This window comes from Arthrobacter sp. UYP6 (genome assembly GCF_040547315.1).
Lineage (GTDB): Bacteria > Actinomycetota > Actinomycetes > Actinomycetales > Micrococcaceae > Arthrobacter_B.
This window is the reverse complement of record NZ_JBEPPM010000011.1, coordinates 12,221-26,256: the sequence shown is the minus strand read 5'-3', so window position 1 is coordinate 26,256 and position 14,036 is coordinate 12,221. Positions and strand designations below refer to the sequence as shown.

Annotated in this window: 14 protein-coding genes; all 14 read right to left on the bottom strand. The window is 66.3% G+C overall.

Annotation, left to right across the window (positions count from 1 at the left end; translation table 11 throughout):
• Positions 1-47 precede the first annotated feature (47 nt).
• Positions 48-1,010: a 4-phosphopantoate--beta-alanine ligase gene (locus ABIB35_RS10670; RefSeq protein ID WP_354181211.1), complete on the bottom strand. Its 963-nt coding sequence runs from the start codon at positions 1,008-1,010 to the stop codon at positions 48-50.
• A complete protein-coding gene (locus ABIB35_RS10665) occupies positions 1,007-1,930 on the bottom strand; it encodes a Rossmann-like and DUF2520 domain-containing protein (protein WP_354181209.1) in 924 nt (307 codons plus the stop codon). The genes ABIB35_RS10670 and ABIB35_RS10665 overlap by 4 nt, the downstream gene beginning before the upstream one ends.
• A complete protein-coding gene (locus tag ABIB35_RS10660) occupies positions 1,917-3,512 on the bottom strand; it encodes a PH domain-containing protein (RefSeq protein WP_354181207.1) in 1,596 nt (531 codons plus the stop codon). Before ABIB35_RS10660 ends, ABIB35_RS10665 begins: the two co-directional genes overlap by 14 nt.
• Positions 3,509-4,021 carry a PH domain-containing protein gene (locus ABIB35_RS10655; protein ID WP_354181205.1) on the bottom strand — a complete coding sequence of 171 codons (513 nt, stop codon included), beginning with the start codon at positions 4,019-4,021 and terminating at the stop codon, positions 3,509-3,511. Before ABIB35_RS10655 ends, ABIB35_RS10660 begins: the two co-directional genes overlap by 4 nt.
• Positions 4,014-4,526 (bottom strand): DUF3180 domain-containing protein, encoded by a 513-nt coding sequence (locus ABIB35_RS10650; protein WP_354181203.1) that lies wholly within the window; start codon positions 4,524-4,526, stop codon positions 4,014-4,016. The genes ABIB35_RS10655 and ABIB35_RS10650 overlap by 8 nt, the downstream gene beginning before the upstream one ends.
• A gap of 8 nt (positions 4,527-4,534) precedes the next feature.
• Positions 4,535-5,035, bottom strand: a complete 501-nt coding sequence (gene folK / locus ABIB35_RS10645; protein WP_354181201.1) for a 2-amino-4-hydroxy-6-hydroxymethyldihydropteridine diphosphokinase — start codon at positions 5,033-5,035, stop codon at positions 4,535-4,537.
• Positions 5,032-5,430 (bottom strand): dihydroneopterin aldolase, encoded by a 399-nt coding sequence (folB, locus tag ABIB35_RS10640; protein WP_354181200.1) that lies wholly within the window; start codon positions 5,428-5,430, stop codon positions 5,032-5,034. Before folB ends, folK begins: the two co-directional genes overlap by 4 nt.
• 4 nt (positions 5,431-5,434) lie before the next feature.
• The gene (gene folP, locus ABIB35_RS10635; RefSeq protein ID WP_354181199.1) at positions 5,435-6,340 is read right to left on the bottom strand and encodes a dihydropteroate synthase; all 906 of its coding nucleotides are present in this window, start codon (positions 6,338-6,340) and stop codon (positions 5,435-5,437) included.
• 14 nt (positions 6,341-6,354) lie between these two features.
• A complete protein-coding gene (gene folE / locus ABIB35_RS10630; protein ID WP_354181197.1) occupies positions 6,355-6,972 on the bottom strand; it encodes a GTP cyclohydrolase I FolE in 618 nt (205 codons plus the stop codon).
• A gap of 70 nt (positions 6,973-7,042) precedes the next feature.
• A complete protein-coding gene (gene ftsH, locus ABIB35_RS10625; protein ID WP_354181196.1) occupies positions 7,043-9,166 on the bottom strand; it encodes an ATP-dependent zinc metalloprotease FtsH in 2,124 nt (707 codons plus the stop codon).
• Between the two features lie 220 nt (positions 9,167-9,386).
• Positions 9,387-9,938 carry a hypoxanthine phosphoribosyltransferase gene (gene hpt, locus ABIB35_RS10620; protein WP_104053551.1) on the bottom strand — a complete coding sequence of 184 codons (552 nt, stop codon included), beginning with the start codon at positions 9,936-9,938 and terminating at the stop codon, positions 9,387-9,389.
• Positions 9,939-9,974: 36 nt separating this feature from the next.
• Positions 9,975-11,117: a tRNA lysidine(34) synthetase TilS gene (gene tilS / locus ABIB35_RS10615; RefSeq protein WP_354181195.1), complete on the bottom strand. Its 1,143-nt coding sequence runs from the start codon at positions 11,115-11,117 to the stop codon at positions 9,975-9,977.
• Between the two features lie 13 nt (positions 11,118-11,130).
• A complete protein-coding gene (locus tag ABIB35_RS10610) occupies positions 11,131-12,273 on the bottom strand; it encodes an Rv3626c family coenzyme F420 biosynthesis-associated protein (protein WP_354181194.1) in 1,143 nt (380 codons plus the stop codon).
• 61 nt (positions 12,274-12,334) lie between these two features.
• Complete coding sequence (gene dacB, locus ABIB35_RS10605) at positions 12,335-13,816, bottom strand: D-alanyl-D-alanine carboxypeptidase/D-alanyl-D-alanine endopeptidase (RefSeq protein ID WP_354181192.1); 1,482 nt, start codon at positions 13,814-13,816, stop codon at positions 12,335-12,337.
• Positions 13,817-14,036: the final 220 nt, after the last annotated feature.

Genomic DNA, 14,036 nt, shown 5'->3' with positions numbered 1-14,036 from the left:
TACGGCCGGCGCCCAGCTTGTTCGCGGCGGGCGCACAGTCTCATCAGCTAGCCAGCGGCTGCGGCCGGCTCCAGAGGCAGATTGTCGATGAGCCGCACCGGCCCCACGCGGGCCGCCAGCAGGGCCAGCGCAGGTTTTTCCAATGGCCGCTCCACAGTGTCCAGTGGCTGCAGCGTCCAGGGATCCACAATGTCAAAGTAGTCCAGCTCCACCAGGGGTTCCTCCCCCACGAGGGCGATGGCGGCGGCGAGATCCGGGGGCGCGCCGGCGGAGACCTGTTCCGCCAGGAAAAACAATGCCCGGGACAGGACCGTTGCAGCCCGGCGGTGTTCCGGGTCCAGGAAGATGTTGCGGCTGGATTCGGCCAGTCCGTCGGGGGCACGGACCACGGCGACCCCAACAATTTCGGCGTTAAAGCTCAGATCCGCCGCCATCCGGCGGATCAGGGCCAGTTGCTGGGCGTCCTTCTGCCCAAAGTACGCCCGGTAGCGGACCGGCCCCGGGGGTGCGGCGGTGGGGGATGCGGTGGGGGATGCGGTGGGGGATGCGGTGGGGGATGCGTAGTGCAGCAGCTTGGCCACCACGGTCAGGACGCCGTCAAAGTGCCCGGGGCGCGACGCTCCCTCGTAGCGGGAGCCCAACTCACCCGCGCTGATCCGCACCAGCGGAGCCCCGCCCGGATAGACCTCGGCCTCATCGGGGGCGAACACCAGATCAACTCCGGCGTCGCCGAGCAGCTGCAGGTCTGCCTCGAGGGTGCGCGGATAGCGGTCCAGGTCTTGGGGATCATTGAACTGCAGGGGGTTCACGAACACCGAGGCAACAACAACGTCGTTCTCCGCCCGGGCGGCGTCCATCAAGGCCCGATGGCCCTGGTGCAGGGCACCCATGGTGGGCACCAGGCCCAGACTCAGCGCACCGTTTTTGGCGGCACCTCCCTTGGCGGCCAGGGCTTCAGCGATGGCGGCCTTCAGGTCCGCTGCCGTGTGCAGTACCCGGGGAGTGGTCACTGCCGGCCTTCCGCATCATGGGCAAGGGCGTCAATGACGGCCTGGCCGCGTGCTTCGCTCAGCAGCCCGCGGTCGATGGCGCGTCGAGCGGTGGCCAGCGATAGGGCACGGTAGGTGTTCCGCAGGTCCGCACTGTCCTGCGCCGCCATTTCCTGCAGGTGCGCCGTCACGGTGCCGGCATCCCCTCTGGCCACGGGGCCGGTGAGCGCGTGCTCGCCGGAGGCCAGCGCATTTTCCAGCGAGGCCCGCATGAGCGGGCCCAGCAGGCGGTCGGGGTTCTCCACGCCGATGTCTTTGAGCAGCTGGGTGGACTGGGCCGTGATGGTCACCAGGTGGTTGGAAGCATGGGCAAGCGCCAAGTGGTAGTTGACCCGGTCCGCCTCGTCGATGACCACAGGCTCGGCACCCATTTCAACGACCAGTGCCTGGGCGATGGGCAGCACGGCGGTGGGGGCTGTCACGCCAAAGGAGCAATCGGCCAGCCGGGCCAGGTCAAGGCTCATCCCGGTGAAGGTCATGGCAGGGTGCAGGGCCAGCGGGATGGCTCCCGCGCGGCGGGCGGGCTCAAGGATGTCGGTGCCGAAGCGGCCGGAGGTGTGGGCCACCAGCTGTCCGGCCTGCCAGGCGTTGGTGGCTGCCAGCCCGGCAACGAGCGGCCCCAGGGCGTCATCCGGCACCGCCAGGAGCACCAGTTCGGAGCGCTCCACAATTTCCGGAATATCCAGGATGGGGACGTCAGGGAGCAGATTGGCGGCGCGTTCGCGGCTTTCCTCACTCACGGCGGAAACGCCGACGACGGCGTGATCGGCGGCGCGAAGAGCCGCACCCAGGACTGCGCCCACGCGGCCGGCCCCGATCACGCCGATGCCCAGCCGGCCGCGCCGCCTCTTGTCGGCCGTGCTCATCTCAGCGCTGTTCATGGGGAAACTCCTCGGAAACCGAATCTCTGGGGATGGATGGTGCAGGGGACGTGCCCGCAGGGCTGCTCCACCGGCCGGTGCGGTCCCGGCGCCGTGCCTCGCGCGCCCGCCCAGCCTGTTCAAGGAAGAGCCGGCGGGCGTCGTCGTTGTCCAGCTTGCGCACATGCGGACGAACCGGGCCGGGGGTGGAATGCAGGATCACGTCGCTGGTGGCGAAGCGCCGGCGCAGCGGGCCCTGTTCAAATGAAATGGACTGGGTGCGTTCATGCGGCACCACGGAAAGGACACGCCACAACGCCCCGCTGCGGACCAGCAGGGCCGTGTCCGTCAGGGCGAACCCGTTGCGCCGCCAGGCCAGCGGCGCGATCCAGCGGGCACGGCGCGGCGTTGTGGTAAAACCGCCAGCGCTGTCCCGCCCGGTGATTCCGGCAGTGAAGACATCCACCGGCCGGTCGGTGCCCGGCTCGGGCAGCACCAGGGCCAGGACGGCGAAAACTTCGGCAAGCGGGCCTGCGGGCAGGAGCTTGGTGCGTGCCTGCGCCTCGGAGTTGTTGCCGGCCCCGTAGCCGGCCACATTGACCGAAACCCGGTACCATCCGGTCAGCCGCCAGAGCGGTGACTGCGTCACGGACACCGCCTGAATCCTGCCCGGGGGAACCGTCTGGGTACGGGTGTCCAGCAGTCCGTACCGCACCCGGATACCGTCCCGGGACACAGCGGCCCGGAAGTTGAAGGACGTGGAGAACTCGGTCCAATATCCTCCGACGGTACCGAAGACGATCGGCAGCAGAATGGCCAGGCTCACTGCCTCGCCGGTGATCCCCGTGATGATCAGGACCACAATGATGCCGATGAGCAGGAACAGTGTGGTTCCGGAGAGCAGGGTGGAGGCGATCACCCGACCGGGGCGCAGCTCCAGGATGGGCTGCTCAGGGGCTTCGGCAACGCCGGACAGTGATCCGGTTCCCGTCCCTGTCCCCGGTTCCGCCTCTGTTCCCGACTCCACCGGTGCCCCGTCGCGGGTCTTCCGTTCGGGGGCGTTAGTCTCGGCGGCGTTAGTCTCGGCGGCGCTTCCGGAGCCGGCTCCGGAAGCCCGTTGGAGAAGCACGGCACGCAGCTGCCGGGCCTCGTCCAGCTTCAGGTACGCCAGCTGGACGGCGGATTCGCCGGCGTCGGCAACTTCGAAGCGTAGTTCGGCCAGCCCAAAGAGCCGTGCCAGCAGCGGCTGGACAATGTCGATGGCCTGCACCCGGTCCAGCCGCGCCTGGCGCTGCTGGCGGAACACCACACCGGAGTGGACCCGCACGTGGTTTTCGGTGACCTGGTACCGGGTAAACCACCAGGAGAGGAAGAAGATGCCGGCAAGGACCAGCAGGACTGCGGCGAGGATGGCCGCACCGATCAGCAGCGCGGTGCGGTCGGGCGGATTGCCGCCGCCGCCGTCGTTGCCGCCAACACCGATGACGTCCTCCACCCAGTTCCGGCCCACCACAAAGGCTATGGCGGCGAGCGCAATCCAGCCTCGGACCAGCGGTGACACCGGGTGGACGCGGGCCCAGTCCCCGCTCTGCGGGACGCTCACAGCCCGGCCAGCTGCGTTTCGCCGCGTTCGGAGAGATGCTCCCGCAGACGGGCGCCCTCGGAGGCGGGCAGGCCCGGCAGCACGGCGTTGGTTCCGGGGGCTGCTGTATGCAGTTTCAGTGAACACAGGCCGAACGCGCGTTCCAGGGGTCCCACGGTCACATCCACATACTGCATCCGGCCGTAGGGAACCACGAGGGTGCGCTGGAAGAAAATGCCTCGCCGCAGCAGGAAGTCCTCATTGCGTTCGGCGTAACAGACGGCGCGCACCTGCCGCGGCAGCAGCACTCCGCGCCACAGGTAGGCCGCGGCCACCAGTGCGGGCAGTCCCCAGGCCAGCCACTGCGGGAATCCGGGCCAGACACCGAAGGATCGAAGGATCAGCGGAAGGCAGGCCACGGCCAAGGTGAGCACCGTTTCCACCGCCCAGCCGATGAGGCGGACTGTGAGGTACCGGGGCGAGATGTGCTCCCAGCGGATACCGTCCGGGTCAATGGCTTCGCTAGGCATATTCTCCGTCTCCCGGTTCATCTCTGGAATTGGGGCGGGCAGCCGTGCCGCCGCTCCCGTTGGAGTCGTCCGGCGGAAGGCGGCAGAAACGTTCCACCAGAAGGCCGACGCCGATCATGAGGACTCCTCCGGCGATCATAGCCAAGGATCCCCAGGTGGCGGCATGCCCCGGGCGCAGGGACCACAGCGGCAGCTGCTCAAGGAAAATCCCAGCGTGCCAGCCGAGCAGGAGTGATCCCGCGTAGGCGGTGGCCTGGGCCAGGACCAGTGTCCGGGCGGCAGCGATCGGGTCCAGTTGGCGGTCACGGTTGCCCTGCTGCCAGCGCCGGACCCTCAGGCCCAGGAAAAGGGTGGCACCGGAAATGAGCAGGACTGTCAACAGGCCGAAGACGCTCAGGACGGGTGCGGGCAGGGAGTTGCGGGTGGCCCAGTTGTTGACCAGCCAGCCAATCACACCGGATGCAACGGTGATCAGTGCCAGCCAGCGGTATCGGATGCTTCCCACAGTGAGGATCAGTCCCCTTCGAAGATTTCCAGGCCGGGAAGATCCTCGGCCCGGGCGGCTAGGTCGGCAACGGGAGTTCCCGAGAGCACGGCGTCCGGATCCATCCAGGCCCAGGGCTGCAGCACGAAGGCACGGGTGTGGGCGCGCGGATGGGGAAGGGTGAGGGTTTCGTCGTCGAGCACCGTATCCCCGTAGGTGATGATGTCGACGTCGAGCGTCCGCGGCCCCCAGCGCACCTCGCGGGTGCGGTGGTGCCGGTTCTCCACGGACTGGCAGTGCGCCAGCAGCTCATGCGGCGCAAGATCAGTCTCCACGGAAACCACCAGGTTCAGGTAGTCCGGCTGGTCGGGCCCGCCCACCGGGCGGCTCCGCACCACCGGTGAAACAGCCTGCAGGCGGACACCGGGATGGTCAGCCAGCTCGGCCACGGCCTGGGAGAGCGTGTCCCGGCTTTCTCCGAGGTTGCTGCCCAGGGCCAGGACGGCGGCAACTGCGGCGGGCGCGTTCACGAGCGGTCCCGGCGGATCGTGACGGCCACGTCGCCGAAGGGCACTGTGATGGGCGCCTGCGGCTTGTGCACGGTGACGTCCACCGCGCCGACTCCTGGGAAGCTGGCCAGCACGGCGCCGGCAATGCGTTCGGCAAGGGCCTCAATCAGGTTCAGCGGTTCCCCGGCAATGATCGCCGCCACTTGCTCGGCCAGTTCGCCGTAGTGGGCGGTCTGAGTCAGGTCGTCGCTGATGCCGGCGGGCCGCAGATCGGTGTGCAGCGCCACGTCCACCACAAACGGCTGGCCGTTGCGGCGTTCATCCTCAAACACGCCGTGGAAGCCCTGGGCTGTGATGCCCGTCAGCTTAATGGTGTCCCGCAGTTCCGTGCGGAGGGCGGAGTCGTTCGCTGTCATGGTGTCAGCCTTTCCAGGCAGCAGTGGTTTTGACGGCATCCACGTTGGGGCGAACGTTGTGTACGCGCACACCCCACGCATTGTGGAATGCGGCCAGGGTTGTCACCGCCACGGTGGCGTCGTCGCGTTCCAGCGGCGGAGCCGCTTTGCCGGAGGTGGTCAGCAGGGAGCCCAGGAAACGCTTCCGTGAGGCACCGATCAGCACCCGGTGTCCCAGTGCGGTCAGGCGGTCCATGGAGCGCAGCAGCTCCCAGTTGGCACTGCCGTCTTTGGAAAAACCCAGCCCGGGATCAATGATGATCTGTTCGGAAGATACTCCGGCCGCGTAGAACGTTTCCCTGAGCTGGGTGAGTTCGGAAAGAACCTCGTCCGCCACCGCGTCGTACCTGGCGTGCGGGTCGGAGCTGCGGACGGCGCCGCGGCTGTGCATCAGCACGTAATGGACACCGGTGCGGGCCACCAGCTCCGGCATCGCGGGGTCCACCGCCATTCCGGAGACATCGTTGATCAGCGACGCCCCGGCAGCGACGGCCTTTTCCGCGGTAGACACGTTCATGGTGTCCACGCTGACCAGGACCCCGGCTTTTACCAGGGCGGCCACCACGGGCAGGATGCGTTCCTGTTCCTCCTCGGGGCTCACCCGTACAGAGTCGGGCCTGGTGGACTCGCCGCCCACATCAATGATGTCGGCGCCGTCGTAGTGCATTTTTAGGCCGGCTTCAATGGCTGCGCCGGTTTCCTCAAAACGGCCCCCGTCGCTGAAGGAATCGGGAGTGACGTTCAGTATTCCCATCACCAGCGTGCGGTCGGCCGGCAGGTCCTCGAAACGTCGGGGCGCCCGGGCGGGGCGCACCAGTCTCAGCGGTGAGGTGGAGGGGCCGGTTCCGGGTGCGGCGGCAAGTGAATCCATGAGGGGCAGGCGTCCTAACGTCCGAGAATGAGGCTCATTGCCTCTGCACGGGTAGCGGTCTCGCGGAGCTGTCCCCGCACTGCGGAGGTGACGGTCTTGGCTCCGGGCTTGCGCACCCCGCGCATCGACATGCACAGATGTTCGCATTCGATAACAACTATGGCACCGCGCGGATCCAGGTTCTCCATCAGGGCGTCCACGATCTGAGTGGTCAACCGTTCCTGTACCTGGGGTCGGCGGGCGTAAACCTCCACCAGCCGGGCGAGCTTACTCAGCCCGGTCACCTTGCCGTCCTTGGACGGAATATAGCCAATATGGGCGGTCCCGTGGAAAGGCACCAGATGATGCTCGCAGGTGGAGAAGAAGGTTATGTCCTTCACCAGGACCATCTCTTCATGGTCGATGGCGAAAGTGGTGGCCAGCAGGTCCGCCGGATCCTGATGCAGGCCGGAGAAAATCTCCGCATAGGATTTTGCCACCCGTTTTGGGGTGTCCTGCAGCCCGTCACGGTCAGGGTCCTCACCGATGGCCAGGAGTATCTCGCGGACCGCCTTTTCGATTCGGGGCTGGTCTACGGGAGCCAGGGAAACGGAGAGATCCTCCGCAGTCAGTTCATCGTCGAAATCCGTCACTGCTTGATCCTACCGTGACTGGTCCAAACGACGGCGGCCCGGCACTTTCGTGCCGGGCCGCCGTCTGCGGTTATCGGTTGTTCTGGTCGGAGTTATCGGTGCCCTCAGTTCGGCCGGCGGTTCCGCCGGAACCGGAGTGGCCGCCCTGTCCCGGATGCCCGGATCCGCTGCCCTCGGGCTGCGGGAGCCCGTTGCTGGACACATCGAAGTCCTGAGGCAGGTCAGCGTCGGCGATCTGGTCCTGCGGGGACACAGTGTCCGGATCCGGCTGCCCGTTGGCTGCGGCCTCACGGCGCTCCTTGGCCGATACGACGGGCGGCAGGCTGTGAACCTGGCGGGTGGGCTTGGACAGCCACACTTCGCGGGCGTCCCGCTTGCGCACGTCGTGGAAGACCTCGGCGATTTCGGCCTGGTTCAGGGTCTCGCGCTCGAGCAGTTCCAGGGCCAGCCGGTCCAGTACGTCCCGGTTTTCGGTCAGGATCTGGTACGCCTCGTCATGCGCGTTGTCCAGCAGGCGCCGGATTTCCTCATCGACCACATAGGCCACCTGATCGGAGTAGTTGCGTTCCTGGCCCATGTCGCGGCCCAGGAACGGCTCGCCGCCGCCGGAGCCGAGCTTCACGGAACCGATCCGCTCGCTCATACCGTACTGGGTCACCATCTTCCGGGCCGTGGAGGTGGCCTTCTCAATGTCATTGGAAGCCCCGGTGGAGGGATCGTGGAACACGATCTCCTCGGCGACGCGGCCGCCCATGGCGTAGGCCAGCTGGTCCAGCAGTTCATTGCGCGTAATGGAGTACTTGTCATCCTGCGGCAGCACCATGGTGTAACCCAGAGCCCGGCCGCGCGGCAGGATGGTCACCTTGGTCACCGGATCCGTGTTGCGCAGGGCGGCCGCCACCAGGGCGTGTCCGCCCTCGTGGTACGCGGTGATCTTGCGCTCCAGTTCCTTCATGACGCGGCTGCGCTTCTGCGGGCCGGCGATCACGCGGTCAATGGCTTCATCCAGTGCCCGGTCATCGATGAGCTGGGCGTTGGAGCGGGCGGTCAGCAGAGCCGCCTCGTTCAGAACGTTGGCCAGGTCTGCGCCGGTGAAGCCCGGAGTCTTGCGGGCCACGGTTTCCAGGTCAACGCCCTCGGCCATCGGCTTGCCCTTGGCGTGGACCTGCAGGATGTGCAGACGCCCCTGCATGTCCGGTGCCTCCACACCAATCTGGCGGTCGAAGCGGCCCGGGCGCAGCAGCGCGGGGTCCAGCACGTCAGGACGGTTGGTCGCCGCAATCAGGATGACGTTCGTATTGCCGTCAAAGCCGTCCATCTCGACCAGCAGCTGGTTCAGGGTCTGCTCGCGCTCGTCGTTGCCGCCGCCCACGCCGGCCCCGCGGTGACGGCCGACGGCGTCGATCTCGTCCACGAAGATGATGGCCGGGGAGTTGGCCTTGGCCTGCTCAAAGAGGTCGCGGACGCGGGATGCACCCACACCAACGAACATCTCCACGAAGTCAGAACCGGAAATGGAGTAGAACGGCACTCCGGCTTCACCCGCGACGGCGCGGGCGAGGAGGGTCTTACCCGTGCCGGGAGGACCGTAGAGCAGCACGCCCTTGGGGATCTTGGCGCCCACCGCCTGGAACTTGGCCGGGTCCTGCAGGAACTCCTTGATTTCGTGCAGTTCCTCCACAGCCTCGTCGGCTCCGGCAACGTCCGCGAACGTCACCTGCGGCATGTCCTTGTTGGTCAGCTTGGCCTTGGACTTACCAAACTTCATCACCTGCGAGCCGCCGCCCTGCATGCGGGAGAGCAGGAACCAGAAGATGACGCCCAGGATGATGAAGGGGAGGAAAAGGCCCAGGAAGCTGGTGAACCAGTTGGTCTGCACCGGCTGGTCGGTGAATCCGTTGGCGCCGGACTCATTAACGGCGTCGACAATGTCCTCGCCGCGGGCCGTGCCGAAGTAGAACTGGACGTTCTTGGCCGGATCCGGGTCATCGCCCCGCAGCGTCAGGTCGACGCGCTGTTCACCGTCGTAAATCTTGGCCTGCTCTACATCACCGTTTTTGAGCAGCTCCAGGCCTTTGCTCGTATCCACCTGTGTGGCCCCGTTGGGGGAAAGGGTGGGAAGAATGAGCACAAGAAGGGCCAATGCCAGGACAATCCAAATGCCCGGCCCCTTGAAGAAGTTCTTAGATTTCATTCGTCGTCAGGGCTGACGCCCCGTCCCTCCTGATCAACAACGCTGATACTGCGCGGAAATATAACTTCAACCAGCTATACACCGTCCTCTGAAGGATCACGTCCGGAATAGCCGGAAAGTTCCCTCTGGGCGTAGCCGCCCGGCGTGACACTGATCGCAGATGTGGAACCGGACGGCGGCCTGCTGGCCGTCGTCCGGTGCCCACTGCTGCGGGTGGTGCTTATTCGTACACGTGCGGAGCCAGGGTTCCGATGAAGTCCAGATTGCGGTACTTCTCCGCAAAGTCCAGGCCGTAACCAACAACAAACTCGTTGGGAATGTCGTAGCCGACATATTTGACGTCGATTTCAACCTTTGCGGCAGTGGGCTTGCGCAGCAGCGTGCAGATCTCCACGCTGGCCGGGCCGCGGGACTGCAGGTTGGTGCGCAGCCAGGACAGGGTCAGGCCGGAGTCGATAATGTCTTCGACAATCAGCACATGCTTACCCAGGAGGTCGGTTTCGAGGTCCTTGAGGATGCGGACCACGCCCGAGGACTGAGTGCCGGAGCCGTAGGAGGACACAGCCATCCAGTCCATCGTGACGTGGCTGTGCAGGGCACGGGACAGATCGGCCATGATCATGACGGCGCCCTTGAGCACGCCTACCAGCAGGACATCGCGTCCGGCGTAGTCACGGTCAATCTCTGCCGCGAGTTCGTTAACCCGTGTTTGGATCTGCTCTTTGGTGTAGAGAACGTGCTTGAGGTCTGACTGGACGTCGTGTGAATCCACGAATGGCTCCCGGGTACGAGATGTTGCAGCTGGATTTTAGGTGCTGCTCTTTTTCCTAAAGACAAGATTGCCATAGCCGGAGGGGCCTTGGGGAACCGGATTAGTGCGCACCTGCCGGTACACGCTGACTTTTCCGACTAGTTCCACCGGCCCGGCCGAGCCAATGCGGCGCAGCAGGGCTTCAACCGAACGCAGCCGCTCGTAGCTGGGCTGGGCTCCACCGAGTTCGACGGCGGCGAGGGCCAGCACGCGCTGGCGCACCGCCGGAGCGAGCTCGCGAAGCGGCGCTTCGGGCAGCAGGATAGTGTTCGGATCCGCACCCTGGGTGTCGCCAGCTCTCCCCTGCGGCGTGCGCAGCCGGGCAAAGGTGTCGGCACTCACTGCGTCGAGATAATCGGCGTCATTGGCAAGGATACGTGAGGAACGGAACAGTGCTTCGGCAATTCCCGGACCCAGTTTGTCCTCCAGGAAGGGCAGGACTTCGGCCCGCACCCGTGACCGGGCGAAGGCCGGATCCGCGTTGCTGGGATCAAACCACGGGTCCAGGTCCTCGCTGGAGCAGATTTCCTCGGTCTCGCTCCGCCGCAGTGCGAGCAGCGGGCGCAGGTATTTGCCGCGGACCGGCCGCATGCCGGCCAGGGATCGGGTGCCGGACCCGCGGGCCAGCCCCAGCAGGACCTGCTCGGCCTGGTCGTCGAGGGTGTGGCCCAGCAGCACGGCATCGGCTGCCGTCTCCTCCACGGCCGCGTCCAGCGCCGCGTAACGGACTGTCCGTGCCGCGGCCTCGGGTCCCATGCCGGAAGCCGGCACGGTTACGGTGCGGACCTGGACCGGATCCAGCCCCATCCTCCTCAGTTTTAATGCTGCCTCCGCGGCAACCTCAGCGGAGCCGGGCTGCAGGGCGTGGTCCACGACCACAGCGCCCACCCGGTAATCGCCGCGCCGGGCAAAGAAGGACGCCGCTTCGGCCAGGGCCAGGGAGTCGGGTCCGCCGCTGCAGGCAACCAGCAGCAGGGGCGGCGGTGAAGATGCTGTGCCGCGCGGCTGAAGTCTGGCGTCACTCAGGGCGTCCCGGAGCATGTTTCGGGCCTTACCGAGCGTCGGATTCAGGCGTTTGCGCGGCCTGCCGGGCGGGGTGGGAGTAGAAGTTGAAGCAGAAAAATCAGAATCGGTGTCCATGTGCACGTGCGGTTTACAGTCCCATCCGGGTCATCCAAAGCGCAGGGTTATGGATTTCGGCTTCGGTGGGCAGGTTATCCGGGCCTTCCCAGACCCGGTTGAACCCTTCCATTCCACCACGGTTCACCACTGACTGAACAAATTTCGACCCGTCCTTGTACTGGCGCATCTTCGCGTCCATGCCCATGATCTGCCGGAAGAAGCGGTCCAGCCAGCCGTGACTCTTGCCGCGGGCGTTGAACCGCTGCCGGATGGTCTTGACGCTGGGAACGATGCTGGCGTCCACCGCGTCCATCACCACATTGGCGTGCCCTTCCAGCAGCGACATGACAGCGGTCAGGTGGGACATCCGTTCCTTGTCCTCAGGGTCCTGGAGCAGGGACATGACGTCCAGCGGACGCTTGGGGACGCCGTCGTCGTCGTTTCCGCCTGTCACGGCTCCGCGCCCTTCCGGGGACGTGAGGGTTTTGGCGGCCTGGCCCAGGCGCTCGGACAGGGTTTGGGCCTTGTCCATCAGGCCGTTGGTGAGCAGGCCGATCTGTTCCACCATGTGCCCGCGCAGCCAGGGTGCGGCCGCGAACTGCACCCGGTGGGTCTGCTCATGCAGGCAAACCCAGAGCCGAAAGTCCGCGGGATCCACGTTCAGCTCGCGTTCCAAGGTGATGATGTTCGGCGCGACCAGCAGCAGCCGGCCGCCGGCAGGGCCACCGGGGGTCTGGGCCGCGAAGGGATCGTACTGGCCGAGCACCTTCGAGGAAAGGAAGGCCAGGACCGCGCCGAGCTGGGCACCGGTCAGGGTACCGCTGAGCGCCGCATTGGCGCCTCTGAGCTGTTCCGGATGCGTGCGTGCAAGATTCTCGAGGGCAGGGTTCATCAGAGCGGCGAAGCTACGGGAATTGGCTTTGGCCCACGATGCGCGGTCCACCACCAGAACCTGGGAATCGCGCAGGTCCCGCGCGGCCTCCAGCCCGGTGATCCGGTGCACGTGAGTGACTGCTTCATCAGCCAGCGACCGGAGATCCGCTACCGCTCTGCGGATCTCGCCCGCGGACATTTTGGGTCCGGCGGACACCAGGGTGGCCGCGGTTCCTGCTGCCAGATCCCAATTCACCAGGTCTGGGGCGGCCGGGGCACGGTGCTGCTGATAGCTCTCCATTCGTCCATCAGAACACACGGCTTCCTGAATTGGAGGGTGGTTCGCTGAACGCCGAACACTCTCAGCGGCACCCGCAGCCGGCGAGGACCGCCGCTGCGGCGTCAACTGCTGCGCGGGCGGCCGCCGTGTTGCCGTCCAGGGAGTTGGCCACGAAAGCAAAGGACAGGAGCCTGCCGTCCGCATCGGTCACGAAGCCGCTGAGGGACGTCACCGCAAACAGGGTGCCGGTCTTGGCCCGGACGAGTCCGGCCGCCGGATTGTCGCCGGTCTCGGTGTTGCGGGTCTCGGTCGCGCGGGGGATGGGCCCTGCCGGGTCGGGGGTGAACCGGGAGGCCAAGGTGCCGCTCAACCCGGCCACCGGCAGCGAATAAGCCAGCTCGCGGACGCTGTTGTCTGTGGACGTGAGCGCCGCCTGAACGGTGCCGGCCAGCTGCACCGCGCTGATCTCTGTTCCGCCGCCCAGGCCTGAAACGTCGGCGAGCACCAAGCCGTCGGTGTCCACCCCGAGTCCGGAAACAGCCGAAACGACGGCGGATACCGCACCCTCAAAGGAGCCTTCGCCGCCGGCTGCACGTGCCGTCATCCGGCCCAGCGTTTCGGCCAGGTAGTTGTCTGAGGTCAGCAGCATCTGCTGCACCTGTTCGGCCACCGTTGCCGAGGACGCGGACGCCAGGAGGGCGCCGCCGTCGTCCGCTGTGCCGCGCGTGACCTCGGAATCCACGTCAAAGCCCTGCTTGTCGGCAGCCGCGTCCAGGGCTGCGGCGAAGCTTTCCCCTGCCGAGAGCGCCGCGTCCTCGGCCCGCGGACCGGACTGCTGCCCTTCGACTGCCCAGGCCGAATTAATGGCCAGCGGATATACGGCGGCGGCCTCCCCCGCTTCCACGTCCTCGTCATTCCAGGCCGGCGAGACGGTCGCACCCGTGAACAGGGTGTCATCAACAACAATGCTCACCGTTTTGCCGGTGCCGCGGTCAGCCAGTGCGTCCGCAGTTTCCTCGGCCAGACTCTGGAGCCCCGCCCGCCCCACCACGGTGTCCGGGTCGGATTCTCCGGACCCCAGGAGGACGTCCCCGCCGCCGGCCAGCACAATGGTGTCCGGATCGGCGCCCTGGTACACCGCGGTTTCGAACCGGGTTTCCGAGCCGAGGACGGAAAGAGCAGCGGTTGCTGTGAGTATTTTCAGGCTGGAGGCAGGCGTCACGGCCGCCTCGCCGTCGAGGTCGTAGATGATGTCTCCGGTCAGCGCATCAAGGACGGCACCGTGGAAGTCCCCGCTGCCGGAAACCGCCAGCTCGGCGTCCAACAGGACCGCCAGTTCATCCTTATCCGGTAGGGGAGATTCCAGGTTGGCCGGCACCGGGAACTCGGTTTCCCGCGCTGCCAGCGAAGAGGGCGCCTCCTGGTAGGACGGGATCACCAGTTGACGCTGGGGCTGCTGCGCACCAAACGCGGCCAGCACCGGCGGTCCGGCGTAAAGGGCCAGCGGAACCACCAGCACGGCCAGGGCAAGGGTCAACAGAAGGCCGGAGAATACCCGTGCCATGGCCTCACCATCTGCTTTCCGCTAGAGGCCCCGCACTGCGGTAAAACAGTGATAACAGACCAAGACATATATCTTTAAGACTAGACCGGCGCCGCCGCCCGCTATGACGCGGACAAAGTTGCGGCTGTTGGAGCGTTTATCAGCCTAGGTTCACGGCAACGAGTTATTCCTGACCGCCGCGGCCTGAACCGTTTTGTGGTGCCCGCCGGGTGCCACGCCA

What these genes read in the sequence shown, in the direction of transcription:
- ftsH (WP_354181196.1), bottom strand. Translation starts at nt 9,166, where the DNA reads ATGAAATCTAAGAACTTCTTCAAGGGGCCGGGCATTTGGATTGTCCTG.
- folB (WP_354181200.1), bottom strand. Translation starts at nt 5,430, where the DNA reads ATGACAGCGAACGACTCCGCCCTCCGCACGGAACTGCGGGACACCATT.
- tilS (WP_354181195.1), bottom strand. Translation starts at nt 11,117, where the DNA reads ATGGACACCGATTCTGATTTTTCTGCTTCAACTTCTACTCCCACCCCG.
- ABIB35_RS10655 (WP_354181205.1), bottom strand. Translation starts at nt 4,021, where the DNA reads ATGCCTAGCGAAGCCATTGACCCGGACGGTATCCGCTGGGAGCACATC.
- ABIB35_RS10610 (WP_354181194.1), bottom strand. Translation starts at nt 12,273, where the DNA reads ATGGAGAGCTATCAGCAGCACCGTGCCCCGGCCGCCCCAGACCTGGTG.
- ABIB35_RS10665 (WP_354181209.1), bottom strand. Translation starts at nt 1,930, where the DNA reads ATGAACAGCGCTGAGATGAGCACGGCCGACAAGAGGCGGCGCGGCCGG.
- folP (WP_354181199.1), bottom strand. Translation starts at nt 6,340, where the DNA reads ATGGATTCACTTGCCGCCGCACCCGGAACCGGCCCCTCCACCTCACCG.
- dacB (WP_354181192.1), bottom strand. Translation starts at nt 13,816, where the DNA reads ATGGCACGGGTATTCTCCGGCCTTCTGTTGACCCTTGCCCTGGCCGTG.